The organism is Nitrobacter sp. CN101, assembly GCF_055390255.1.
On sequence record NZ_AP038833.1, the window covers coordinates 3,117,197 to 3,141,288 of the forward strand.

At 59.8% G+C, this 24,092-nt stretch carries 20 protein-coding genes, 1 pseudogene and 1 riboswitch; of the genes and pseudogenes, 9 read left to right on the top strand and 12 right to left on the bottom strand.

Annotated features, from left to right (window positions below):
• Positions 1-3: 3 nt before the first annotated feature.
• The gene (gene purS, locus ACZ5IL_RS15805) at positions 4-243 is read right to left on the bottom strand and encodes a phosphoribosylformylglycinamidine synthase subunit PurS (RefSeq protein ID WP_079446443.1); all 240 of its coding nucleotides are present in this window, start codon (positions 241-243) and stop codon (positions 4-6) included.
• A 42-nt stretch (positions 244-285) separates the two neighbouring features.
• Positions 286-1,053, bottom strand: coding sequence for a phosphoribosylaminoimidazolesuccinocarboxamide synthase (gene purC, locus ACZ5IL_RS15810; RefSeq protein WP_173815946.1), 768 nt, complete (start codon positions 1,051-1,053; stop codon positions 286-288).
• Between the two features lie 332 nt (positions 1,054-1,385).
• Between purC and ACZ5IL_RS15815 the strand changes: the two genes are divergently transcribed.
• A complete protein-coding gene (locus ACZ5IL_RS15815) occupies positions 1,386-1,709 on the top strand; it encodes a DUF1476 domain-containing protein (RefSeq protein WP_464592945.1) in 324 nt (107 codons plus the stop codon).
• 142 nt (positions 1,710-1,851) lie between these two features.
• On the opposite strand, the gene cynS is transcribed toward ACZ5IL_RS15815, so the two are convergent.
• Positions 1,852-2,352: a cyanase gene (gene cynS / locus ACZ5IL_RS15820; RefSeq protein WP_425908980.1), complete on the bottom strand. Its 501-nt coding sequence runs from the start codon at positions 2,350-2,352 to the stop codon at positions 1,852-1,854.
• A 287-nt stretch (positions 2,353-2,639) separates the two neighbouring features.
• Here cynS and ACZ5IL_RS15825 point away from each other — a divergent pair, with 287 nt between their 5' ends.
• On the top strand, positions 2,640-3,263 hold the full coding sequence (locus ACZ5IL_RS15825) for a hypothetical protein (RefSeq protein WP_464592947.1): 624 nt from the start codon (positions 2,640-2,642) through the stop codon (positions 3,261-3,263).
• A gap of 38 nt (positions 3,264-3,301) precedes the next feature.
• Here ACZ5IL_RS15825 and ACZ5IL_RS15830 read toward each other — a convergent pair whose 3' ends face one another.
• The 3 genes from ACZ5IL_RS15830 to ACZ5IL_RS15840 all read right to left on the bottom strand — a co-directional run bounded on the left by ACZ5IL_RS15830 (position 3,302) and on the right by ACZ5IL_RS15840 (position 7,148).
• Entirely contained in the window at positions 3,302-4,915 is a 1,614-nt protein-coding gene (locus ACZ5IL_RS15830) for a hypothetical protein (RefSeq protein ID WP_464592949.1), read from the bottom strand.
• A 73-nt stretch (positions 4,916-4,988) separates the two neighbouring features.
• Positions 4,989-5,786: a hypothetical protein gene (locus ACZ5IL_RS15835; protein ID WP_464592951.1), complete on the bottom strand. Its 798-nt coding sequence runs from the start codon at positions 5,784-5,786 to the stop codon at positions 4,989-4,991.
• A gap of 156 nt (positions 5,787-5,942) precedes the next feature.
• Positions 5,943-7,148, bottom strand: coding sequence for a TrmJ/YjtD family RNA methyltransferase (locus ACZ5IL_RS15840; protein ID WP_464592953.1), 1,206 nt, complete (start codon positions 7,146-7,148; stop codon positions 5,943-5,945).
• 243 nt (positions 7,149-7,391) lie between these two features.
• On the opposite strand from ACZ5IL_RS15840, the gene ACZ5IL_RS15845 reads away from it, so the two are divergent.
• A complete protein-coding gene (locus tag ACZ5IL_RS15845; protein ID WP_464592955.1) occupies positions 7,392-8,609 on the top strand; it encodes an NADP-dependent isocitrate dehydrogenase in 1,218 nt (405 codons plus the stop codon).
• 24 nt (positions 8,610-8,633) lie between these two features.
• Here the strand turns inward: ACZ5IL_RS15845 and alaS are convergent, their stop codons facing one another.
• Positions 8,634-11,324: an alanine--tRNA ligase gene (gene alaS / locus ACZ5IL_RS15850; RefSeq protein ID WP_464592957.1), complete on the bottom strand. Its 2,691-nt coding sequence runs from the start codon at positions 11,322-11,324 to the stop codon at positions 8,634-8,636.
• 256 nt (positions 11,325-11,580) lie between these two features.
• Positions 11,581-11,685: riboswitch (glycine riboswitch) on the top strand.
• A gap of 131 nt (positions 11,686-11,816) precedes the next feature.
• Between alaS and gcvT the strand changes: the two genes are divergently transcribed.
• The 3 genes from gcvT to gcvP all read left to right on the top strand — a co-directional run bounded on the left by gcvT (position 11,817) and on the right by gcvP (position 16,296).
• Complete coding sequence (gene gcvT, locus ACZ5IL_RS15855) at positions 11,817-12,980, top strand: glycine cleavage system aminomethyltransferase GcvT (protein ID WP_464592959.1); 1,164 nt, start codon at positions 11,817-11,819, stop codon at positions 12,978-12,980.
• Between the two features lie 9 nt (positions 12,981-12,989).
• Positions 12,990-13,355, top strand: coding sequence for a glycine cleavage system protein GcvH (gene gcvH / locus ACZ5IL_RS15860; protein ID WP_464592961.1), 366 nt, complete (start codon positions 12,990-12,992; stop codon positions 13,353-13,355).
• Positions 13,356-13,431: 76 nt separating this feature from the next.
• Positions 13,432-16,296 (top strand): aminomethyl-transferring glycine dehydrogenase, encoded by a 2,865-nt coding sequence (gcvP, locus tag ACZ5IL_RS15865; RefSeq protein ID WP_464592963.1) that lies wholly within the window; start codon positions 13,432-13,434, stop codon positions 16,294-16,296.
• Positions 16,297-16,738: 442 nt separating this feature from the next.
• Here the strand turns inward: gcvP and recA are convergent, their stop codons facing one another.
• A complete protein-coding gene (recA, locus tag ACZ5IL_RS15870) occupies positions 16,739-17,830 on the bottom strand; it encodes a recombinase RecA (RefSeq protein WP_464592965.1) in 1,092 nt (363 codons plus the stop codon).
• A 298-nt stretch (positions 17,831-18,128) separates the two neighbouring features.
• On the opposite strand from recA, the gene ACZ5IL_RS15875 reads away from it, so the two are divergent.
• Entirely contained in the window at positions 18,129-18,923 is a 795-nt protein-coding gene (locus tag ACZ5IL_RS15875) for a hypothetical protein (protein WP_464592967.1), read from the top strand.
• 48 nt (positions 18,924-18,971) lie between these two features.
• On the opposite strand, the pseudogene ACZ5IL_RS15880 reads toward ACZ5IL_RS15875, so the two are convergent.
• Positions 18,972-19,851, bottom strand: a pseudogene (locus ACZ5IL_RS15880) (IS1595 family transposase).
• Positions 19,852-20,300: 449 nt separating this feature from the next.
• Here ACZ5IL_RS15880 and ACZ5IL_RS15885 point away from each other — a divergent pair.
• Together ACZ5IL_RS15885 and ACZ5IL_RS15890 are read left to right on the top strand one after the other, a co-directional pair.
• Positions 20,301-20,432, top strand: a complete 132-nt coding sequence (locus ACZ5IL_RS15885; RefSeq protein ID WP_274533951.1) for a hypothetical protein — start codon at positions 20,301-20,303, stop codon at positions 20,430-20,432.
• On the top strand, positions 20,410-20,574 hold the full coding sequence (locus ACZ5IL_RS15890; RefSeq protein ID WP_464592969.1) for a hypothetical protein: 165 nt from the start codon (positions 20,410-20,412) through the stop codon (positions 20,572-20,574). The genes ACZ5IL_RS15885 and ACZ5IL_RS15890 overlap by 23 nt, the downstream gene beginning before the upstream one ends.
• A 344-nt stretch (positions 20,575-20,918) precedes the next feature.
• Here ACZ5IL_RS15890 and ACZ5IL_RS15895 read toward each other — a convergent pair whose 3' ends face one another.
• The 3 genes from ACZ5IL_RS15895 to ACZ5IL_RS15905 form a co-directional block, all read right to left on the bottom strand.
• Entirely contained in the window at positions 20,919-21,368 is a 450-nt protein-coding gene (locus ACZ5IL_RS15895; protein ID WP_464592971.1) for a hypothetical protein, read from the bottom strand.
• A gap of 754 nt (positions 21,369-22,122) precedes the next feature.
• Positions 22,123-22,410, bottom strand: coding sequence for a hypothetical protein (locus tag ACZ5IL_RS15900; protein WP_464592973.1), 288 nt, complete (start codon positions 22,408-22,410; stop codon positions 22,123-22,125).
• Between the two features lie 194 nt (positions 22,411-22,604).
• Positions 22,605-24,047, bottom strand: coding sequence for a caspase family protein (locus ACZ5IL_RS15905; RefSeq protein WP_464592975.1), 1,443 nt, complete (start codon positions 24,045-24,047; stop codon positions 22,605-22,607).
• Positions 24,048-24,092 lie beyond the last annotated feature (45 nt).

Consider the following 24,092-nt stretch of genomic DNA (forward strand, 5'->3'; position numbering starts at 1 on the left):
CGCCTAGCCCAGAACCTCGACGCGATAGTTCTCAATCACAGTGTTCGCCAGTAGCTTGTCGGCGGCAGCCTTAAGCGCGGCTTCCGCCTTCGTCTTGTCGCCGGCGAGTTCGATGTCAAACACCTTGCCCTGACGCACGCTGGCGATGCCCTCGATGCCCAGCGATTTCAGCGCGCCCTCGATGGCCTTGCCCTGCGGATCAAGAACTCCGGTTTTCAACGTGACGGTAACGCGTGCCTTCATATCCAGCTTCTATCTTTGTCCGTCTTCAGGAGGCAGCGAAAACTATCCCTTCACCAGCACCGGGCCGGCGCCGACCGGCCGGTCGTTCTCCATCAGAATGCCGAGCCGTTTCGCAACTTCGGTGTAGGCCTCCAGGAGCCCGCCAAGGTCGCGACGGAAGCGGTCCTTGTCCAGCTTCTCGTTCGACTTGATGTCCCACAGCCGGCACGAGTCGGGTGATATTTCATCGGCGACGACGATTCGCATCATCTCATTTTCGAACAACCGGCCACATTCCATCTTGAAATCGACCAGCCGGATACCGATGCCGAGAAACAGCCCGGTGAGGAAATCATTGACGCGGATCGCCAGCGCCATGATGTCGTCGATCTCCTGCGGCGTCGCCCAGCCGAACGCCGTGACGTGCTCCTCCGACACCATGGGGTCGTTGAGCTGGTCGTTCTTGTAATAGAACTCGATGATGGAGCGCGGCAGCTGAGTGCCTTCCTCGATGCCGAGCCGCTGCGACAGCGAACCCGCCGCGACGTTGCGGATCACGACTTCCAGCGGCACGATCTCGACCTCGCGGATCAACTGTTCGCGCATGTTGAGACGGCGAATGAAATGCGTCGGCACCCCGATGTCGTTGAGGTGCTGGAACAGGTACTCCGAAATCCGGTTGTTGAGGACACCCTTGCCCTCGATCACCTGATGCTTCTTGGCATTGAACGCAGTCGCGTCGTCCTTGAAGTGTTGAATCAGGGTGCCCGGCTCCGGTCCTTCGTAAAGCACCTTGGCCTTGCCTTCGTAAATGCGACGCCGACGGCTCATTGGGATGTACCGTGTGTTGTTGAAATCCATGAATCTGGTGTGCTCCGAGCGCTTGATGTGACCGTGGCGGAGCTGCCGCGAAAGCCAGGAGCCCTGAACAAGAACAGGAAACAGAACAAGAACCCCAGCCTGTTCGCAACGTAGCCGATTGAGTCACCCCGCACAATCAATGCAGGCCGTCAGAAGCGAAGTTTTACCCGCTGCCTGCGACCTTGCGCCTGTTGTTCCCGGATAGGCCCTTTCCTATCTAGTATCTTACTTAGGAACTCCAACCGGTCGCGGCAACGCGGCCGGTCGGCAGTTTCGGCAACAACGGAAACCGGACCCAGGCCATGAACTCATTCGAAAAGCGTGAAGAGGGTTTTGAGAAGAAGTTCGCCCTCGACGAGGAACACAAATTCAAGGCCTTTGCCCGCCGAAACAAATTATTGGGCCTGTGGGTCGCGGAGAAGCTCGGAATCACCGGCGACGCCGCCAGCGCGTATGCCAATGAGGTCGTCACCGCCGACTTCGAACAGCCGGGTGACGACGACGTGCTCCAGAAGGTGATGCGCGACCTGACCGCCAAGGGCGTCGCACTCACGGAACAGCAGGTCCGCGCGCAAATGGATATGCTATTGGCGGACGCCGTAGCTCAAGTGAAGGCGGGGACGTAAACTTCTCCCGCCTCCCTCATTTTCGCAACAAAATTTGCCCGCGCCGGCTTTGCGCTAGGCGCGGATCAGACAGGGGCGATTCGCAACGCGTTGCCCCTGCTTTTCTTCGTGATGACCACGCCGGTCGAGCGGAGCCGTTTTCTCACGCCTTCTCGAGCTGGTGCTCCACATTACCCCCGGTGGCAGTCCCGGCAGGGGCGGCATACTTGAACGGCAGGAATTTGCCGCACATGCCGATCTTGACGCGATCGCCCTTCGGGCTGGCAACGCGCGAAAGCTCCAGGTCGAAGTCGATGGCCGACATGATGCCGTCGCCAAACTGTTCCTCGATCAGCACTTTCAGCGCCGGTCCGTTGAGCATCACCAGTTCGTACAAGCGGTAGATCAAGGGATCGGTCGGTGGCATCGGCACGCCCGCGCCGCGCACAGGCACCTCGCTGAGCATCGCGGTTTCCGCCTTGGAGAGGCCGAACAGCTTTCCGGCGATCGCAGCCTGCGGCTTGGACAGCCTCATGTGGCCGAGCAGCGAGCTGACGATCAAGATCTCGGAATAACCGCCGATCTCGCCTGCGATGTATGACCAGCTCCATTCCTTCTCGCGCTTGACATCGAGAATCTTTTCCGTGAGGTCGGATCGTTTCATCATCATCTCCCATCTGACTCGAAAGGGCCTGGGACAATCCATTGCAATGCCCGTGCCACGATGGCGAAGGCGGGTCCGGACAGCGTTTGACTTGAGAAATCGGCGCGGACGGCGAGCGATTGATCGGAATTTGCGCAACGAATGCCGCATATGCAGGCACCCGTCATAGGGTACGCAGTTCCACGAGGGGAACGCTACCTTTCATCCTCTTGCTCGCGCGGCGATATAGGATTATATTCCGCATTATGATCCTGCCTCGCACGCCTCCCGCCCTCACCCGCCTTCGCGTGAAACCAGACGAACCGGCCGAGGGACCGCCCGCGATCGATGGCCACCGGCCGCCGGGCCTGCGGCGGATGCACAGCGACTTGACCGTCGCCAAGGTACGCCGGCTCGTCGAAACCACCGGCCTCAGCTATCGCGAGATCGGCGAGAAGGTCGGCATTCCCCACAGCAATATTACCGGCTGGAAGCGCGACCACGGCTGGCAGCGACCGCCCCATGCGCCGCGCCACAAGGACATGAACCCCACGGCGCGCGCGGGACGGCGGCTGAAGCTGCGCAAGCTGGCCGAACGACTGCGGGCGCTGGCCGAGCGCGCCGTGCGCGAACTGGAAGACGCGCCGAACATCGACGTCGAGGAGATGATGCGGGCGTTGCAGGTCTTGAAGATGGCGCGGCTCGAGGTGATCGGCGGATACCGGCGACGCAAATCGCTGGGCCTTGCGGAAACCGGGCGTGACCGGCTTTCGCGCGACGAAGCGATCCGCACTGCGCTCAAGGACTTGCACCGCGGCGGCGTCGATATCGACCGCGCCCCGCAGGAGGCTTTGGATTTGGTGATCGATGCCAATTTGCCGGTGGAGGCGGATCATCCGGCATTGAGGGAGAGGAGAGCTAGGCGGAGGTAGAAGCGTGAAGCGATTGGACTTTGTCGGGATTTAGCCAGCTAAGCCTTTGCCTTCGCATTTAGCCGCGCATGGTTCGCAGCCCACAGCTCATGTCGCCCCTCGAAGAACGATTTCAAACCAAGATATATCTGCTGGGTCGCGTCGGCGAAGCTATGTAAATCACGCGTGATGTTATAATCCGCAAACTTCGCATGCTCACCGCTTAGATTCTTCCACGTGTACGGAACATAATGGTCCATGAACAGTTCGTGTGAGGTTAGCAAAAGTAGCGGATTAGTTGGCTCGCCGTAGGGATTTATACGACGTCCCCATGTGACGAATTTTCTTAAAATCCTTTTTTCCTTTTCCGTAAAATGGTCGCGTAATACTGCAATGACAATTACAGCATCCGGTAATTTCTGCGCGACCGCTTTTAACTTCGCCACGTCCTTGGGCTTGATGACTGCGTCACGACCTAGAGACTTTGTCTCGCCAATAATTAGTCGGGGCGGCTTTTCAGGCGTTAGCCTATCCTCACCTCTCCAAGCGACGAAATCGACTTCCTTCTCGATCCCGTCGAACGCGAATTTCATAGCGGTCGAAAAAGTCATCCTATCAGCGAAACTGTGAAAGGTTTCCAACACACGCAGCGCAAGGATCGCACTATATGACCCACGCCCGTAATCGGGAACGGAAAATGGGCCGACGACCCGATAAGTCCAGTTTCGATTGTAATCCAGTATATCCGCCTGCGGAAAATCGTAAGGCTTCAAACAGCGCTCGCAGATGATCCGATAGTCGGCTGAGGTCAATGTATTCCAATTCATGGCCTTACAATGCTGGCACTTTGTCTCAAGTCCGATCCGAATAATGTTTCGTTTGGTAAATTCCTCCAACTTTACGACAGGCAAGCGCTGACTAGCATTTCTTCGGGAGATTAGGTCTGTCCACTCCTTCAGTGGAGCTGTCCTAAGCCCGAAATTCTCTTCAGTGACACCGTCTTCATTATTTTTCCTACGAAGTCCGCCAGCCATCTTGTTCAGTAGTTGAATCGTCGGCAGGTCAGCCAGCAAATTAGTTGCCCAAAGCCCTTCAAGATTCTCCAGCATTTGCTTTGCGATGTGGCCGGGTTCAGACAACTCGGCTTTGACCCCAAGCTGATTCAAAGAGCCAACAATGGCCTCGTCCGTTCGCAGAAGCGTGACCCACTGCGAAAAACTCTTGTACTGTTGCGGGTAAACCCAGCCCTCGCTGCTGACCGCAACACGTTCACCGCCCATTCCAAGACGGGGCCACGAGCGATCGAACGTGTTGAACGGAAGAATAGACGCAATATCTCGACCTGCACCATACGAAGACACTTGCAGCACATTGACCCAGCGATGCTCGCTCCGGCCATACTCACGAGAAAATTCCGGTTCAATTGGCGAGAACTCGGTTCGAAGTTGCTTCTCGTCATCCTTCACTCTCAATTCGACAGACTTTTTCTCAACCGAAACCTTCATCCTGTGATCGCGATGAACGTGGCTGTTGCGGTGTTCAATCCAAATTGGATTGCGCCAATGTTTCACCACGAGTGCGCCGCTTGGCAGGCCGGGCTTTAAGGACTTGACCAATGATTCCACTACTGGCCGCGCGAGAGAGCGCGCAAACTCGATCGTGGCGTTATGCATGAGCCCCTGTGGATTTCCAATGATGGGGCGATGCTGCAACTTCAAAATATCGAAAATGTCGTCGGCTAACGCGTTAAACCATTCGACCGGTATTGGGAGAACCGGACGCGGGCTCGAGTCTTAGATTCCATAGGTCGATTAAATCCGTCGGGCGTTTCGGATCAAACACGAAGAGGGTTAACTCGTGGTGCCAGTAACGCTCTAGGTTAAGTCCGTACCGAGTTGCCGCGAGTGGAAAAAAGCCGCGACCTCTATAAGCCTTTTGCCACGTAGCCGGGTCCGGCTTGCATTTGAGCGGCTCAAACACATCGATATAGGTACTTTGGATGTAATCGGCGGCCTTGCTTTTGAGGTAATGACCGAAGACGGCTTCGGTAAGTGCGCTCCCTCTCTCGGCACTGACGAGAAGATTCTCTCGGGGGGTACGCTGAATAAATTGTTGCTCAGTCTTGTAAAGGTGAGCGAACACGTCATCTATCGGCAGGCCAAACGGTGGCTCCCACCAAGCTTTCTCTTGCTCACTCTTGAGCATTTCGGCCAACGTCATAACGGTCGGATAGATGAAGTGTTCTTCGCGTAGCCTATTGAGTCCCGCAGCTTCAAGCAGTCCCTCTTCGGCCTCGACATAAACGTCGGGCTCAAAAAACCGAACATATCCGGCTGCCACATCCGCACCGATAACGCGATCGAACGCCCCTGGCTTCCATTCGCGTGGCGGCTTCGTAAATACCGGAATAATCGGGTTGTAACTGCCACCCCACAAGCACGCGCAGACCCGCATAATCGTTCGTACCGATTTAAGGTCGGTCGGTCGAACGAGGAAACCTATGCGTGTCGGCCTTAGCGTTACATTTGCAGAGATTTCTGGCATGCGCTTAACCTGCCGAGCGGTTCAATATAATTGCGACCTCCCCACCCACCCATCGGCGACTCACATTGACGCAGGAAGGATAGTCCTCGACTGCGTTTGGGCACAGAATTTGGCTAAACATGTCGTACCCTTCGGAAAGGTTCGCGGACAGACGTTCTATTGCTCCTTCCCCTCCCCCATCTTCCCCGCCAGCCCGTCCAACACACCCGCCAGATCGCTCTCCACCGCCGCCGCCTCGATCTCCACCACGCGATAGCCGCGTTCGGCGAGCCACGCGGCGCGGCTTGCGCGGTCGCGCGCGATGGTGTCGCTCTCGTCCGCATTCACCAGTTCGATCGCAACGCGCTGCGCGAACGACACGAAATCCGGAATGTGCCGGCCGACCGGGGTCTGCCGCTTGAACTGGCCGGCGAAGCGGCGGTCGCGCGTCAGCGCTTGCCACAGGATACGTTCGGCATCGGTGGGATTTCGTCTGAGCAACCGCGCCAGCCCGCGCACCGTGCTGCTGCTGTCTGCGGACGCTCCGCCCGGCCCCTGCTCGGCCAAAAGCGCTCGCAGCCGCGTCGCCTGCGCGCCGTCGAGCACGCCGCCCTTGGCCGGCCCCTTGCGCCCTTCCGCAATCGCCATCACCACGCCGTGCAGCGTGTGCATGTCCTGCTTGGTCGGCTCCATGCGGGTGAAGATGTTGCGCAGGTTGACGAGCATGGTGTCGCGCTTCTCGGCCGGGCGGAGGAATTCCACCTTGTCGAGCTCACTGACGAGATTGTCGAAGAACGCCTGCATCTGGTGTTGGGAGGCCCGCTCCGAGCGTTCCGGCATCGCGAACGGCAACTCGCCGCGCGTCACCAGCTTGAACCATTCGTAACCCATCAGCAGCACGGCCTGCGCCAGGTTGAGCGAGGCGAAACCCGGATTGACCGGATAGGTGATGATGCGATCGGCCATCGCCACCTCCTCGTTCAACAGGCCGGCGCGCTCGCGGCCGAACAGGATGCCGACATGGCCGCCGGCCGCGATCTGTGCGGTCGCCTCGACCGCCGCCGCTTCCGGCGCCACCACCGGCTTGGCCTGATCGTGAGCGCGCGCGGTGGTCGCGAACAGCAGCGTGCAGTCGGCGACCGCCTCGGCCACGGTATCGAACAGTTCGACCCGCGTGAGGATGTGGTCGGCGCCCGCCGCCGCGCGCTCCGCCGCGATGTTGGGCCAGCCGTCGCGCGGGTTGACGATGCGCAGCCGCGTCAGGGCGAAATTGCCCATCGCGCGCGCCGCCATGCCGATGTTCTCGCCGAGCTGCGGCTCGACCAGAATGACGGTGGGGCCGACGACGTCGATGCCGGTTTTCGTCCTGTCGGTGCCGGACATCTTGCCTCGTGTTTCAGTTCAAGCTGAGATTCTGGTTCAACGGCGCTGCGGCCCACGTCTTCGATTGCGCCTATACAACTTTTTCTCAAGTGAAATAATGAGTTTATGAAGCGTCTTGATTTTCCGGCGGAAGGTGAGAGCCGGCTGCCAAGTCCGGCTTCCGCCTGCGCTGTCGCGATGCTATAGCCCGAGCCGTCCAGGCTGCCCCTCCAAGCGCTTTATCCCGAAAAGGCCCGAGCCCCCATGGCAAAAATCAAGGTGACCAATCCCGTCGTCGATCTCGACGGCGACGAGATGACCCGGATCATCTGGCAATACATCAAAGACAAGCTGATCAATCCCTTCCTGGATATCGACTTGATGTATTTCGACCTCGGGATGGAGTCGCGCGACAAGACCGATGATCGGATCACGATCGAGGCGGCCGACGCCATCAAGAAAGTGGGCGTCGGGGTGAAGTGCGCCACCATCACTCCGGATGAAGCAAGGGTGAAGGAATTTGGCCTCAAGCACATGTGGAAGTCGCCGAACGGCACCATCCGCAACATCCTCGGCGGCGTGATCTTCCGCGAGCCGATCATCTGCAAGAACGTGCCCCGCCTCGTCCCCGGCTGGACCAAACCGATCATCATCGGCCGCCATGCCTATGGCGACCAGTACCGCGCCACCGACATCAGGTTTCCGGGCAAGGGGACGCTGAGCATGAAGTTCGTCGGCGAGGACGGCACGGTGATCGAGCGCGAGGTGTTCAAGACGCCCGGCCCCGGAGTCGCGATGGAAATGTATAATCTCGACGATTCCATCATCGATTTTGCGCGCGCCTCGTTCAATTATGGCCTGCTGCGCGGCTACCCGGTCTATCTGTCGACCAAGAACACCATCCTCAAGGTCTATGACGGCCGCTTCAAGGACATCTTTCAGGATATCTATGACCGGGAGTTCAAGAAGGACTTCGAGGCCAAGGGCCTGACCTACGAGCATCGCCTGATCGACGATATGGTGGCCTCGGCGCTGAAATGGTCCGGCGGCTACGTCTGGGCCTGCAAGAATTACGACGGCGACGTGCAGTCGGACACGGTGGCGCAGGGCTACGGCTCGCTCGGCTTGATGACCTCGGTGCTGCTGACGCCGGACGGCCAGACGGTCGAAGCCGAAGCCGCCCACGGCACCGTGACGCGGCACTATCGCGAGCATCAGAAAGGCAAGGAGACCTCGACGAATTCGATCGCCTCAATCTTCGCATGGACGCGCGGCCTGTCGCATCGCGCCAAGCTCGACGACAATGAGGCGCTGGCAAATTTCGCAACCACGCTCGAAAAGGTTTGCGTCGACACCGTTGAAGCCGGCTTCATGACCAAAGACCTCGCGCTTCTGGTCGGCCCCGACCAGCGCTGGCTCTCCACCACCGGCTTCCTCGACAAGGTGGCTGACAACCTGACCAAGGCAACGAGAGCGGAGTAACACCCGCGCGCTCGCAGTCCCCGGTTACGCGCCCATCGCCGCGGCGATGGCGTCGAGTGCTGCGCCCGCTTTTGCCCCATCGGGTCCGCCGGCCTGCGCCATGTCCGGCTTGCCGCCGCCGCCCTTGCCGCCGAGCACCTCGGACGCCTTGCGCACCAGATCGACCGCCGAGAAGCGGGTCACCAGATCGGGTGTCACGCCGACGACGACGCTGGCCTTGCCGTCATCGCTGGTCGCGACCAGCGCGACGACGCCTGAGCCGAGTTGCTTCTTGCCCTGATCCGCGAGGCTCTTGAGATCCTTGATCTCGATGCCTTCGACCGAACGCGCCATCAGCTTGATGCCGCCGACATCGCGCACGCCCGCCGCGCTCGACGTTGCATTTGCGGTTCCGCCGCCGCCCATGGCGAGCTTCTTGCGCGCCTCGGACAATTCACGCTCGAGCTTCTTGCGTTCCTCCACCAGCGCCGTGATCCGCGCCGGCATGTCCTCGAGCGTAGTACGCAACTCGCCGGCCGCAGTTTTCGCAAGCTGGATGGCGTCGTTGGCGTGACGACGCGCATGATGCCCGGTCAGCGCCTCGATCCGGCGCACGCCGGACGCCACCGCGCTTTCGCCGGTCACCGAGATCAGGCCGATATCGCCGGTGCGCTTCACATGGGTGCCTCCACAGAGCTCCACCGACCAGCCCAGCGCATTGCTCGCCGCGCCCTGCCGTCCCGTGCCGCCCATGGACACCACGCGCACCTCGTCGCCGTACTTTTCGCCGAACAGCGCCCGCGCCCCGGCCTCGCGCGCGTCGTCCACCGCCATCAGCCGTGTGGTCACCTCGCCATTTTCCAACACGACATCGTTGGCGATGTCCTCGATCCGGCGCAGTTCGTCCGCGCTGATCGGCTTGTTGTGAACGAAGTCGAAGCGCAGCCGCTTATCGTCAACAAGCGACCCCTTCTGAGCAATGTGATCGCCGAGCACTTGACGCAAAGCTTCGTGCAGAATGTGAGTCGCGGAATGGTTGGCCCGGACGGCCGACCGTCGTTCATGATAAACATCGACACGCACGGTATCACCCACCTTCAAGAGTCCGTGTTCGCGCCCGATATGGTGAACTATAAGATCACCAGCCTGCTTTTGTGTGTCGATTACTTCTGCGAGAAGCTGCGCACTGTTCGCGTCCGAACGGAATATTCCGCGGTCGCCCACCTGACCACCGCTTTCCCCGTAGAATGGAGTCTGATTGAGAACGATCCTGCCACCGTAACCCGGTTCAAGTTGTGTGACTTCCTCGTCTCCTCGGACAATTGCAATAATCTGAGCTTCTGCGCTCTCTGTCTCATAGCCAAGAAATTCGGTCGCACCGAACTTTTCGCGCAAAGCAAACCAGACAGCCTCGGTGGCCGTTTCGCCAGACGAAAAGCGAGCCGCCCGCGCCTTGGCCTTCTGCTGTTCCATCGCGTCGGTGAACGACGCGATGTCCACGCCAATGCCGCGCGCGCGCAACGCGTCCTGCGTCAGATCAAGCGGGAAGCCGTAGGTGTCGTACAGCGTGAACGCGGTCTCGCCGTCGAACATGTCGCCTTTCTTCAGCGACACGCTCTTCTCGTCGAGAATAGAGAGTCCGCGCTCCAGCGTCTTGCGGAAGCGCGTCTCCTCGAGCCGCAGTGTTTCCTCGATCAGCGCTCGCGCGCGCTGCAACTCGGGATAGGCCTCGCCCATCTCGCGCACCAGCACGCCCACCAGCCGCCACATCAGCGGCTCCCGCGCGCCGAGCAACTGGGCGTGGCGCATCGCGCGCCGCATGATCCGGCGCAGCACGTAGCCGCGGCCTTCGTTCGATGGCAGCACCCCGTCGGCGATCAGGAACGAGGACGCGCGCAAGTGATCGGCGATCACACGCAGCGACGCCTTCATCGGGCCTTGCGGGTCGGCGCCGGTCAGATCCGCCGCAGCGCGGATCAGCGCTACAAACAGGTCGATGTCGTAATTGTCGTGCTTGCCCTGAAGCACGGCGGCCACGCGCTCAAGCCCCGCGCCGGTGTCGATCGACGGCTTCGGCAAGTTCAGGCGGCTACCATCCGGCAGCTTCTCGTATTGCATGAACACGAGATTCCAGATTTCGACGAAGCGGTCGCCGTCCTGGTCCAGCGATCCCGGCGGTCCGCCGGGAATCTTGTCGCCATGATCGTAAAATATCTCCGAGCACGGACCACACGGACCGGTGTCGCCCATCTGCCAGAAATTGTCAGCGCCACTGATGCGGATGATGCGCGATTCCGGCAGGCCCGCGATCTTCTTCCAGAGCTCGAACGCCTCGTCGTCGTCGATGTAGACGGTGGCGGTAAGCCTGTCCTTCGGAAGTCCGAACTCTTGGGTGACCAGCTTCCATGCGAGTTCGATAGCGTGGTCCTTGAAGTAGTCGCCAAATGAGAAGTTGCCGAGCATCTCGAAAAAGGTGTGATGCCGCGCGGTGTAGCCGACATTGTCGAGATCGTTGTGCTTGCCGCCCGCGCGCACACATTTCTGCGAGGTGGTGGCGCGCTGATAGGGCCGCTTTTCAACGCCCGTGAAGACGTTCTTGAACTGCACCATGCCCGCGTTGGTGAACATCAGCGTCGGATCGTTGCGCGGAACCAGCGGGGACGAGGGCATGATGTGGTGGCCGTTAGCCGCGAAGTAGTTCAGAAACGCCGACCTGATGTCGTTAACGCCGCTCATTGTGTTCCATTGCGTCAAAAAGGGCTCGCGACCCTGAGCATGTATTCCGCAAAAGTGGATACCGATTTTGCGGTCAGAGTACGCGCAAGTTAGACTCGCATTGTGTCCAGCGACCGCTTTTAGACGTGGGTGGGCGGGCTGTCCAGAAAGTGTGCAGGAGGATCAGAGGCTTGGCCGGGTCCCAAATAACATTTGTTGAAAGATGCTGCACTGCGTTGACAACCTTGTTCAAACCGTATTTTCCTCATATCTGCTTATAAGTCGCGCCGGGAGAGATCGGCCGCTTCGGAAATGGAAGCAGGCCGGCGCCGAAGGAGCAACCGCCCCGGAAACTCTCAGGCAAAAGGACCGCGCGACTGGTTTACATCTGGAAAGAGACCCCTGGGCCTAGCCGGAGGGGTCCGCCGACGGGATAATACTCTCAGGCACAGCGACAGATGGGGTTTCTACAGGTTTTCAGGGAATTTTCCCTGTCAACCACGAGGACCCCTGATGGCGACGCATGTTTCCGAAGCGCCGACCCTGCAAAAAACGCCCCTGCACGCCCTCCACCGGGCACAGGGCGGCAAGATGGTTGCGTTTGCAGGCTATGACATGCCGGTGCAGTACGCCTCTGGCGTGCTGAAGGAACATCTCCATACCCGCGCCGGAGCTGGCCTCTTCGATGTCTCGCACATGGGCCAGATCGCGCTGCGGCCGAAGTCCGGCGACGTCAAGGACGCCGCGCTGGCGTTGGAGCGGCTGGTGCCGCAGGATATCGTGGCGGTCGCATCGGGACGGCAGCGCTATGCCCAGTTCACCAATGCGGCCGGCGGCATACTCGACGACCTGATGGTGGTCAATCTCGGCGACCACCTGTTCCTGGTCGTTAACGGCGCCTGCAAAGCCGCCGACGAAGCGCATCTGCGCGAGCACCTTTCCGAGGTCTGCACCATCGAGGTTCTGGCGGATCGCGCGCTGATCGCGCTGCAGGGTCCGAAGGCGGCGTCCGTGCTGGCGAAGACATGTCCTGAAGCGCCGGCGATGCGCTTCATGGATGCCGGGGCGCAGAGGGTGCGAATCGCTGGCGTCACCGTGGACTGCTTGGTCTCGCGTTCAGGCTACACCGGCGAGGACGGTTTCGAAATTTCGATTCCCGCGGCTCAGGTCGAGGACGTGGTGTCGGCATTGCTTGACGATCCCGACGTGATGGCGGTCGGACTTGGCGCTCGCGACAGCCTGCGACTGGAGGCCGGCCTTTGCCTTTACGGTCACGACATCGACGCAACGACAACGCCGGTCGAGGCCGCTCTGGAATGGTCCGTGCAAAAAAGCCGGCGGAACGGTGGCGCGCGCACGGGCGGTTTTCCCGGCGCAGATGTCATTCTGCCCCAATTCGAGCAAGGTGCGCCGCGCCGCCGCATCGGGCTGAGGCCGGAAGGCCGCACCCCCGTGCGCGAGGGCGCGCTGCTGTTCGCTGATGCAAGCTCGGTCGATCCGATTGGCACGGTGACATCGGGCGGCTTCGGACCAAGCCTGAACGCGCCGATCGCGATGGGCTATTTGCCGACATCACATGCCGCCACGGGCAGTCTCGTTTTTGCAAACGTGCGCGGACAACGGCTGCCGCTGCGGGTATGCGCTATGCCTTTCGTTCCACACAATTACAAGCGTTGAGGATTTGTCATGACCGTTTTGTATACCACCGATCACGAGTGGCTCCGCATTGAGGGAGATACTGCAACGATCGGCATTACCGGCTACGCGCAGTCACAGCTTGGAGACGTCGTCTTCGTCGAGCTTCCGAAAGTCGGACGCCAGCTTAAGAAGACCGAAGCCGCGGCGGTGGTCGAGTCGGTCAAGGCAGCTTCAGACGTCTATGCGCCGATTACGGGTGAAGTCCTGCAAGTCAATGACGCACTCGGCGCAGAACCTGGACTGGTCAATTCCGACGCAGAAGGTAAGGCGTGGATCTTCAAACTCAGGATCGCCGACAGAAGCGAACTCGAAGGTTTGATGGACGAGGCAGCGTACAAGGCCCACACAGCGTAAGCATTTTTGTTCTGCCTGGCACAAAGCCCGGCATGAGGCATTCATAACTTTATTCAGGCATCCAAGGAGCCTTTCAATGATCGCCCGTGAAGAGCCCGCTACGACCTTCGCGCGTCGCCATATCGGTCCATCGTCACGCGATATCGCTGCAATGCTGGAAACCGTGAGCGCGAAGAGCCTTGAGGCTCTGATGAACGAGGCGCTGCCCTCGTCGATACGGCAGGCTGCGCCGCTCGATCTCGGTCAAGGCTTCAGCGAAACCGAAGCGCTGGCGCATATGCAAAGCCTCGCCGCGCAGAACCAGCCGTTCACGTCGCTGATCGGGCAAGGCTATTCCGGCACGATCCTGCCCGCGGTGATCCAGCGCAACATCCTGGAAAATCCGGCGTGGTACACGGCCTATACGCCCTATCAGGCTGAAATCAGCCAGGGCCGGCTGGAAGCGCTATTCAATTTCCAGACCATGATCTGCGACCTCACTGGCCTCGATGTCGCCAACGCATCGCTGTTGGACGAAGCAACGGCGGCGGCGGAGGCAATGGCGCTGGCGGAGCGCGCATCATCGGTGAAAACAAAAGCGTTTTTTGTCGATCATGACGTGCATCCGCAGACCCTTGCCGTGCTGCGAACCCGCGCAGAACCGCTGGGCTGGACGCTCATCACCGGCGACCCGCTGCGCGATCTCGACAAAGCGGACGTGTTCGGCGCGGTGCTGCAATATCCCGGCACATCCGGCGTTGTACGCGACCTGCGCCCAGCCATCGCCGCGATCAAGGCGAAAGGCGGCCTTGCAGTGGTCGCAGCCGACCTGCTGGCGCTCACGCTGCTGACCTCGCCCGGCGAACTCGGCGCTGACATCACCGTCGGCTCCGCGCAGCGCTTCGGCGTGCCGATGGGCTATGGCGGTCCACATGCCGCCTACATGGCGGTTAGTGACGCGCTGAAACGGCTGCTGCCCGGCCGCATCGTCGGTCTGTCGGTGGATTCACGCGGGGCGCCGGCCTATCGCCTTGCTTTGCAGACCCGCGAGCAGCACATTCGCCGCGAGAAAGCCACCTCCAACATCTGCACCGCGCAGGTGCTGCTGGCGGTGATCGCCTCGATGTATGCGGTCTATCATGGCCCAAAAGGACTGGCGCAGATCGCGCGCACCGTGCATCGACACACCGCGACGTTGGCGGCGGGATTGACGAGGCTCGGTTTCGCGCCCCTGAATAGTACAGCTTTCGATACGCTGACCGTGAACGCCGGCGAACGGCAAGGCGAAATCGCTTACCGCGCAAGCAGCCAGGGCATCAACTTCCGGATCAACACAGACGGCACCCTCGGCATCGCGCTCGACGAACTCACGATACCGGAGACTGTCGAAGCGGTGTGGCGCGCATTTGGCGCCACATTCTCTTATGCCGACGTCGAAGCGCACGCTCCCGATTTGCTGCCAGCCTATCTCGAGCGCAAGACACCCTATCTGACCCATCCGGTCTTTCAGGAACACCGCTCCGAAACGGAGCTGCTGCGCTACATGCGTAAGCTCAGCGACCGCGATCTCGCGCTTGACCGCGCAATGATCCCGCTCGGCTCCTGCACGATGAAGCTCAACGCCACCACCGAAATGATTCCGCTGACATGGGCAGCTTTCGCGAACCTGCACCCGTTCGCGCCGATGGAGCAGGCGGAAGGCTATCACATACTGTTCGAAAACTTCGAACAATGGCTGCGCGACATCACCGGCTACGATGCCGTCTCGCTGCAGCCGAACTCTGGCGCACAGGGTGAATATGCCGGGCTTCTGGCGATCCGCAGTTATCATGCGGCACGCGGCGAAGGGCACCGCACGGTGTGCCTGATTCCCTCCTCGGCGCACGGCACCAATCCCGCCTCCGCCAACATGGCCGGCATGGACGTCGTGGTGGTGGCTTGTGATACGCGCGGGGACGTCGACGTCAACGATTTGAAGGCCAAGGCGGCGCAGCACGCCGATCGTCTCGCCGCCATCATGATCACCTATCCGTCGACACACGGCGTGTTCGAAGAGCACATCCGCGAAATCTGCGACATCGTGCATGGCCACGGCGGACAGGTCTATCTCGATGGCGCCAACATGAACGCGCAAGTCGGCCTGTCGCGGCCCGGCGACTACGGCGCCGACGTCAGCCATCTCAACCTGCATAAGACCTTCTGCATCCCCCACGGTGGCGGCGGACCGGGTATGGGCCCGATCGGCGTGAAGGCGCATCTCGCACCTTTCCTGCCCGGGCACCCCGAGACCGACGGTGCAACGCCGTCCGCGGTCGGACCGGTCTCGGCGGCGCCGTTCGGCTCGGCCTCGATCCTGACCATCTCCTACATTTACATGCTGATGATGGGCGGCGAAGGCCTGACGCGAGCGACCGAAGTCGCGATCCTCAACGCCAACTATATCGCACAGCGGCTCGACCCGCATTTCCCGGTGCTGTATCGCAACGTCAAAGGGCGGGTCGCGCATGAATGCATCATCGACCCCCGCGCACTGAAGGCCAAAACCGGCGTCACCGTGGACGACATCGCCAAACGGCTGATCGACTACGGCTTCCATGCCCCGACCATGAGTTTTCCGGTGCCCGGCACGCTGATGATTGAGCCGACCGAATCCGAATCGAAAGCGGAGCTGGACCGATTCTGCGACGCCATGATCGCGATCCGGCACGAGATTGCCGAGATCGAGGCGGGCCGCTGGAAAGTCGAGGCATCGCCGCTGCGCCATGCACCACATACCGTGCATGACATCGCCGACGACGCCTGGTCACGGCCCTATAGCCGAGCCCAAGGCTGCTTCCCGTCCGGAACCTCGCGGTCGGATAAATACTGGTCTCCGGTCGGACGGGTCGACAATGCCTATGGCGACCGCAATCTCGTCTGTTCCTGTCCACCCATCGAAGACTACGCGCAAGCCGCGGAGTAGAAGATCACAGGCTGCATTCCACTCAGCGTTCTCATCCTTCTCCTTTTGGGAGAGGGATGAAGGATGGCAAAGCCGGACGCTGGGGATGTCGGCAACTCAACATCCACAGCGCCCGTCTCTTCCAAGAGGCGCGACACAGATTTCCACGAAAGATTCCCGTCTTCGCGGATCGCACCAACCCGACTCGCACGAGCCCGGGGTCTTGGAAACTCACCTCAGAGTCCTTCATCGTTTACGGAAACGGTGAAAGACTCCATCTATTGATTAGACGCGTTTTCTCACGCGAACCGGTATCCACTTCGCTCGAAAACACTTTAGCCGGTCGACCTAAGCGTTCTCGGCAGAAAAATGGTCTTCGGCTTGACCCGGACACGTCCGTGTTTGGTGGAAACGCGGCGATCAACATCATCGAGCGCGCTTGTGCTTCCGTAAGACGAAAGACTCAATCCTCCGCTTCCGTCTCGTCATCGTCGGCGTCCCGCTCAGGACTGCCGGCCAGAATCTGCTCTGCGATCAGTCCCGAATTCTGCCGGATGGCCGTCTCGACCTTGGCGGTGATGTCGGGATTGGCCCGTAAGAACGCTTTCGCGTTTTCGCGGCCCTGCCCCATGCGCTGACTGTCATAGGAGAACCAGGCGCCGGATTTTTCAACGATGCCGGCCTTGACGCCAAGATCGAGGATTTCTCCCATCTTGGAGATGCCCTCGCCGTACATGATGTCGAATTCGACCTGTTTGAAAGGCGGCGCCAGCTTGTTCTTCACGACCTTGACGCGAGTCTGATTGCCAACGACCTCGTCGCGTTCCTTGATCGCCCCGATGCGGCGGATGTCGAGGCGCACCGAGGCATAGAACTTCAGCGCGTTGCCGCCGGTTGTCGTCTCCGGCGAACCGTACATCACCCCGATCTTCATGCGGATCTGGTTGATAAAGATCACCATGGTGTTGGACTTGTTGATCGAGGCGGTAAGCTTGCGCAACGCCTGGCTCATCAGCCGCGCTTGTAGCCCCGGCAGCGCGTCACCCATCTCGCCCTCGAGCTCGGCACGCGGCACGAGCGCCGCAACCGAGTCGATAATCAGCACATCCACAGCGCCCGAGCGCACCAGCGTATCGGCAATTTCCAGCGCCTGCTCGCCGTGATCGGGCTGCGATATCAGGAGATCGTCGACATTCACACCGAGCTTGCGGGCGTAGACCGGATCAAGCGCGTGCTCGGCGTCGATGAAGGCGCAGATGCCGCCTTTTTTTTGCGCCTCGGCGACCGCATGCAGCGCTAGCGTGGTCTTGCCGGAGGACTCCGGACCGTAGACCTCCACGATGCGTCCCTTGGGGAGGCCGCCAACGCCGAGCGCGATGTCGAGGCCCAGCGAGCCCGAGGAGATAACCTCCACATCCATGGACTTGTCGTTCTTGCCCAGCTTCATCACCGAGCCCTTGCCGAACTGACGCTCAATCTGTGACAGCGCGGCGGACAGGGCCTTGGACTTATCCATGGAGGATCCTTCGACGATACGCAGGGCAGCTTGGGACATAGGCCGGGCTCCTTATGAACGGGATTCGCGGGCGGGACAACGAATGGCGCCGTGGTTGATTGAATGGAAAATATGTACCTCATTTGTTCTAAGTTCGCAATATGTTCTTTCGCTAATCGGGGCAGATGTATACCCTTTGGACATGTATCAACCGATTGTGGTATATGCCTGCCCGTTCAACAATAGCTAGATCGACACTAGCGGACTCGCGGGCAGTTCAATGCAGGAAACACAGTCTCCACACCTGCCAAATCCTACCATCTCGGGGTTGGGGGCTGCATGTGGTCCCGGCTTTCTAATGTTTGCCCATTATATGGAATGGCAGTTGCCATCATGGGCGATCATTCTGATCGGGGTCGTCAGCATTGCGGGGCTGCTGGTCGCCATTGTGGGGTATTGCATTTCGACGTTGAAATGGCTGCGGCATCTGCGGAACAATCCACCGGGCTGGTCTCGGGCGATGGGGCGCAATTTGGTTCCGTGGATACTTGGAATAATGGGTTTTGCTGGCGTCTTATTGCTAGCCGGAACCGCGATTGGGGCTGTCTTCTACTTCGGTCAAGGGAAGGCAGTCACCGCTGTGAAAGCAGCGACTCCCCCAGAGCAGTTCGTGAAAGAGCCGACTTTAACGAAGTGGGTCGATGAAAAGCACCCCTTGGTATTTCTGGGGACGCCTACGCGAACGACCGATAGGCTCCGGGTACTCGTTGAGTACTCAATTTATCGCAACGGTTGGATGTCCCCGGTTCGGTTTGAGCTTGATCCGGTCAAGGAGCCGATAAAGGGAAAGCGGTTCACGCTTCCGGTGGCTCATACTGGAACTAAACAGAACGGCGGCGTGGAAGATTTGTGGTGGGGAACGGACCCACAGTCTGGTAATCTCGTTACCAACAATCCCCTCTATGAGGGTAATGTGGCGGCCACCCTAACAAGGGGTCGAATTGTCATTGTGGGCCCAGATAATAAAGAGCAGAACGCCACCTATTTTGAAATAGTGCGCGGCCTTAACGACCAAAACGGCAACGTCAGGTTCATGATCCTGCAAGGTCGCGAGGTGTCGGATTGGGTATCTGAGTGGGAGAAGGAAACTTGACAAAGATCAAGCCCCACAAGCGCTTTGATAGCCTACTTCACGCCATGGCTACTCGACCCGCACCTTCGGGAACGCCTGCAAAAGAAGCTCGAACATCAGGCCGGGCTGCTTCCGCAGGTTATGGCGATACTCGAACTCGCGCAGGTAAAGCTGCAAGTGCTTCTTCGAAACCCAAACGTAAGTCCCGTTGATCCCGCGCTTCACCTGCGACCAGAAAGACTCGATTGAGTTGGTGTGAACGTCGCCGCGAACGTATTCTTTTGCGGAGTGATCGACCGCTTCATGGTCGTAACCATATTTCTCTTTAAGCAGCTTGAAGCTTGACGCTTCGTCCGTATGGACGCGCGAGCCTTCTTTCACAAACCGAACGATATGCGGCAGGATATGAGCCTTGGTGCGGGCATGAACGACACGCGTAACGACATCGCCTCCCCGCTCAATCATGCCCATGACAATCGCTTTGTCGTCCTTGCCCTTCTTGTCCTTTGCCGCCGATAAAAGTTTCGTCAGCTTCAACGGTCTTGCCGGGACCGCCCATCGGATAGTCGCCGTCCACGTAGCCCATATAGAGCCGGATCAAATAGCACATGCGCCAAGCGGTCTTGTAGGTCACGCCTAGCTGGCGCTGCACTTCCTTGGCAGCCACGCCGTTCCGCGTCTCGCAAAACAGGAACATGACGTAGAACCAGTCCCGCAGGTTGGTACGGGTCTTTTCAAACGGTGTGCCAGCGGTCGGATAGACCTGATAGCCGCAATGCTCGCACTCGAATGAGCGGCGGTTTTTGACCCGGTAATAGGTCGCCCGTTTCTGACACTTAAAGCAGGTCAGACGTTCACCGAACCGGGTGCGCATCAAGTGCGTCAGGCAGCTATCTTCGTCGGGGAACCGCTTCTGAAACTCACGAATTTTCGACGGCTTTTGAGCCATTACACTCTCCCTCCTAGGAGAATGCTCATTCTATATCATGGTATGTTCTACATGTCCATAGGGTATATATCCGTAGGGTGGTACTGGCCGGTTCCCGGCCTCAGTGAGTGGCCTAAGTTGAAAAACGCAGTGGCCTATTTTAGGTTTTGTTGGTGTGGTCGTGGTGCACCCGCACTCTGCGAGAGACCAATCCGGAGCGACGGCACCGCGCTCCGGGCCAAGGCCGCCTCAGTGGGCGGCCTCTTTCATTCGTGCATCGCGCGCTTACGGGCCTCCTCGGTTAAATCCCGGGTACTGGCCGGTTTCCGACCTCAGTGGTCCTATTTGATCTTGAACCAAATGAAGACCTAGTCGTTTATCAGCCATCACCGCACGATCTGTTGCGTCCCTATCCGATCGCGAAATCCTCTCCTAATTTGATCTTAAGAGTCTGGTGCCAGCCTACCGTGATGAAAAAGATCCTGGTGCTGGCGATCGTGCTGGTCGCAATCAATCAATGGGATACGAATTACAATCACGGCACCCTGACCCGGGCCGGCTTTTCCTTGGCAAGGGCTCTTGGCCAAGCATTCGGCATATAAAAACGTCGCCGGCTGGATCAATGCACGCGAGATCGACGACGTTACGGCCGTTGTCCTCGCAGGTTGCAAGGGCGTGCTGCTTTCCGATTCGACGCTCGACCGGCCTGACGATGCCGATCGAATCCAACCCGTCATTGTCTAAGTCTGGCGATCGACAAGCCTAAGCCGCATTGATGCGCGCCTCGACTCCGACGGTTACCCCCCGGCAATCGTATACAGACAAGGTCAGCAGTGTTGCCGGAAATCATCAGCACGACGTGGAGTCGGCAGCGCCGCCAAAATCCTTTTGACTGTGCAACGCGATTTGCATTTGCTGGCGATCGCTGGGTAGCAGGATTAAGTACGATGCTGGAAGCAATTACTGCCGTCTTTGGAATTATGAGCGCCGGCATTTTCCTGGCTCACGCGATTGACGGCTACTGGTCGCGGCCTTAACCGGACCACGACGCGGGCGCGCCTGATAGGCCACCCTGCTCTGTTCGGCCGTTACATCTCCGCCAGATCGAAGTCCTGACGTAACCGCGCAGCCATGTCCCGGACACGCGTGCGCCACAGGCCCGGATCGGCGATCGGCCCGGCTTCCGGTTTGATCGTCAGCATCGCATTCCACGGGTTTCCGCCGTAAACGGTCACCACGAATCCACGAGCCGGCGCGCCGTCAAGCGTTTGCAGCGCCTTCAGAATGATGCCCGCCAATTCGTCGGCGGTTTTGCGGCGGTCGTAGCTCTCCGGCTGGTCCGGCGGCGTTGCGGCGGCTTCTTCAACCGGACCCGCTGTCCCCGGCTGTGGCGAGGCTTCGGCGCCAAGCGATTCCGATGAAGCGAGCGGGTTGTCTTCGGGCAGCTCGGCCTCAGGCAGGGGCGCGTTATGACGCGTCCCCAAAACGTTCTGGATCAGGGCCATTAATCCCTTGTCCAACCCGCTGCTGTTACCCACGTCGGTTGCTCCAATCGATTGAGCTATGGCACCCGGACAAATCTGCTGCCCTTTGGCCGACCGTGGATATCTTGCAGGTGTCTCAGCTCAGCGCTACCCCTATCAGCACCGCGACAAGCACGCCGAAGCCGCCTAGCGCAATATTGAGAAAATTCCGGGCCAAACCAGGTTCGGTGGTCAGCATGGTGTTTCTCCGGTACACAAAACAGATTTGCGTAGAATGAGCGCCGAATCTTAATCAAAACTTTCCAATTGATGGTCTGCTGGCCGAATCAGCAGCCGCTCCTGGCCGCAAGTTCGCATGAGCAGCGCGAAGAGGGCCGACATGACCGGCAACGATCGGGGAGCGCCTGAACCTACGGCGAAGTCCGCCTCATCGGCGGCGGGGCACGTGTGTTTATGGAAATCCGTTTTCTCGACGGCCTTGGTGAGCCTCGATAACGCTACAGGCCGGAAAATCTCCTATATCTGGACCGCAACACAGAAGCTTTCATCCAGTTAGGATGCAAAATGTAGCATGTTTCATCTGCGTCCAGCGAAAATCCAGTTTGAACCTTTGCCGCGGTGCAGAGACAGAGAAAGGGCTGGGGGATTGCACTGCCCAGTCTAGACGCAACGTCACCGGGCGATCATATTCCGCTCAGGTGACGTTGTTGTTTGTAGGGTTGTCATGGTCAGAGCGAATGAGCCTGTTTCGCACGCGCGAGGCGTCTCAGTTGTCCACTAATTCGAAGATGAAAACCGCCGGGGCAAGCTAGTTTGCCGTGCCGCCTGCGGCCCCTATCCTGGACTTTGCCTTGTTTTTGGCAATGGCCTTGGGCTGACCCTCGTTTCGCACGCCACCCCAGGGATCGTTGCCTCCCGCAGCATCGGGAATTTTCCGTAGCGTGTCCTTGTAAGCTTTCTCGATGGCCTTCTGTTTCTCGATCTGCTCCGGCGTCTTTCCAGGCCCGTCAGCCATCATGTTGAAATGCGGCGCCTGGGCGAAAGCCGGCCCCGACACCAGAACCGCCATGAGCATGGATGCGCGTAGAACCTTCATCATAACTCCTCCCCACAGCGCATAGCATAGACGCCAGATCCTTTCGGTTTCAAGCGGCTCACCGCTCGAAAACGCCGTGAGTCTCGAGACACGAGTGATGCGCCCGACAATCGCTCAAGCGTGTCGTTCGTTGTGAGGGAACCTTGAAGGGACCGGCCGGCGCCGACCCCGACCAGTGCTTGCCGAATGCGTCCTTAAAATCGGCCCGTTGGACTGCCCACGTTTCCACCTCGGCCAGAACCGCCGTACCCGCCCGGGCCACGTCCGAACCCTCCTCCGCCAAAACCACCGATGATGCCGATTGAGGGTACCGGCACCGGTACGTAGCTGCGCGGAGGCGGCACGTCGTCGACATAAACATCGTCCGCTTCGCGATGACGTTGGCGTGGAGGCGCCTCGCCACGCCGGGACGGCTGGGCTTGTTTTTTCTTTTGCGGCGCTTCGACTTTCTTCTTCGGCTCCTGCGACGGCGCGCTGCAAGGACAGGTCGGGCCGGCCGTTACAGCGGCCACCGCCACGGCCGGATTGTCGGGCCGGTTGCGCAGACGCTCCTCCAGCTTGCGTGCCGTCGGCGTCAGATCGCTATCGGGATAATCGGCGAGGAAGGCGTGATATCCGGCCGCCGTATTGGCGAGGACCGCCCTGCTCCAGGCCGCCATACGCCGGTGACGATCGAGCCACTGCCGCGCCTCCAGATCGAGCGGCGAGTCAGCATAGAGGCCAAGGAACGCCTCATAGGCTTGGTCGCTGCCGTCGCCGACAATCAGCTCGTGCGCTTGCTCAGCGGTCTTGCCTTTCAGCTCACTGCGCCATTCCGCGACCGTCCGCCTGCTCTTGGAAACGGCAGGAGACGCGGCTTCGGATGCTGCGGGAAAAAACTGGAAACCGTCCGTCAGCGAGGAACTGTCCCAGGGAGTCTGGCGGCCATTCGTCGTTTTGTTGACCTCCAGGCGAACATGCTTGAAGGCTTCCTCGATCGAAAGCCCCGGCTGCCGGCTGACGGACAATAGCGCGGTCGTGTAGGGGCTGTCGGCGCCCGTGCCGTCTTCCGCCTCGGCGCCCGGCGACGTTGAAAACGACAGGAATGTGCCGGGCGCGGCCACCTTGGCATCGACGATGGCGAGACCGTGTCCCACCGTCTTGTTGATCGCGGGGAACGGGTTATTGCGGCACGCATCGAGAAGAACGATGCGCATGCGGCTCGGAACCGATGTCAGCGTATTCATGATGTCGTTCAGGCGAACCGCCTGCAGCGGGATATCGGCTTCGCGCTTTGGATCGAGATCGACCGGGACCAGGAAATTCTCGCCATCGACCTGCAAGCCATGACCGGCGTAGAAAATCAGCGCGATGGTGTCAGGGCCCTTCTCTGCGATCTTTGCCGCGAATTCTCCGGCCTTCTCGCGCATTTCGGTCTGCGACAGGTCGGAGGCCGTCAGCACTTCGAAACCGGCGTCGCCAAGCATCTGGGTCATAGCCCTGGCGTCGTTGGCGGGATTTGGCAGCGGCGTCACTGCTCGATAGGCCGACTGACCGATCACCAACGCGAGTCGGTTTTCCGCAGCAGCCGGATGCGCGGTCAGCACCATCGCAGCGATCGCCCCGAAAACGATCGAGCGGATCATTGAAAATGTCATGGAACAGCTCCGCGCAAATCTCTTCCAACCGTTGTCGATTCACCG

Coding starts and splice junctions, on each gene's coding strand:
- ACZ5IL_RS15835 (WP_464592951.1), bottom strand. CDS start 5,786: ATGCCAGAAATCTCTGCAAATGTAACGCTAAGGCCGACACGCATAGGT.
- recA (WP_464592965.1), bottom strand. CDS start 17,830: ATGTCCCAAGCTGCCCTGCGTATCGTCGAAGGATCCTCCATGGATAAG.
- purS (WP_079446443.1), bottom strand. CDS start 243: ATGAAGGCACGCGTTACCGTCACGTTGAAAACCGGAGTTCTTGATCCG.
- ACZ5IL_RS15845 (WP_464592955.1), top strand. CDS start 7,392: ATGGCAAAAATCAAGGTGACCAATCCCGTCGTCGATCTCGACGGCGAC.
- ACZ5IL_RS15885 (WP_274533951.1), top strand. CDS start 20,301: ATGAAAAAGATCCTGGTGCTGGCGATCGTGCTGGTCGCAATCAATCAA.
- ACZ5IL_RS15900 (WP_464592973.1), bottom strand. CDS start 22,410: ATGAAGGTTCTACGCGCATCCATGCTCATGGCGGTTCTGGTGTCGGGG.
- alaS (WP_464592957.1), bottom strand. CDS start 11,324: ATGAGCGGCGTTAACGACATCAGGTCGGCGTTTCTGAACTACTTCGCG.
- purC (WP_173815946.1), bottom strand. CDS start 1,053: ATGAGCCGTCGGCGTCGCATTTACGAAGGCAAGGCCAAGGTGCTTTAC.
- ACZ5IL_RS15840 (WP_464592953.1), bottom strand. CDS start 7,148: ATGTCCGGCACCGACAGGACGAAAACCGGCATCGACGTCGTCGGCCCC.
- cynS (WP_425908980.1), bottom strand. CDS start 2,352: ATGAAACGATCCGACCTCACGGAAAAGATTCTCGATGTCAAGCGCGAG.
- ACZ5IL_RS15830 (WP_464592949.1), bottom strand. CDS start 4,915: ATGCATAACGCCACGATCGAGTTTGCGCGCTCTCTCGCGCGGCCAGTA.
- ACZ5IL_RS15905 (WP_464592975.1), bottom strand. CDS start 24,047: ATGACATTTTCAATGATCCGCTCGATCGTTTTCGGGGCGATCGCTGCG.
- gcvH (WP_464592961.1), top strand. CDS start 12,990: ATGACCGTTTTGTATACCACCGATCACGAGTGGCTCCGCATTGAGGGA.
- gcvT (WP_464592959.1), top strand. CDS start 11,817: ATGGCGACGCATGTTTCCGAAGCGCCGACCCTGCAAAAAACGCCCCTG.
- ACZ5IL_RS15875 (WP_464592967.1), top strand. CDS start 18,129: ATGTTTGCCCATTATATGGAATGGCAGTTGCCATCATGGGCGATCATT.
- gcvP (WP_464592963.1), top strand. CDS start 13,432: ATGATCGCCCGTGAAGAGCCCGCTACGACCTTCGCGCGTCGCCATATC.
- ACZ5IL_RS15815 (WP_464592945.1), top strand. CDS start 1,386: ATGAACTCATTCGAAAAGCGTGAAGAGGGTTTTGAGAAGAAGTTCGCC.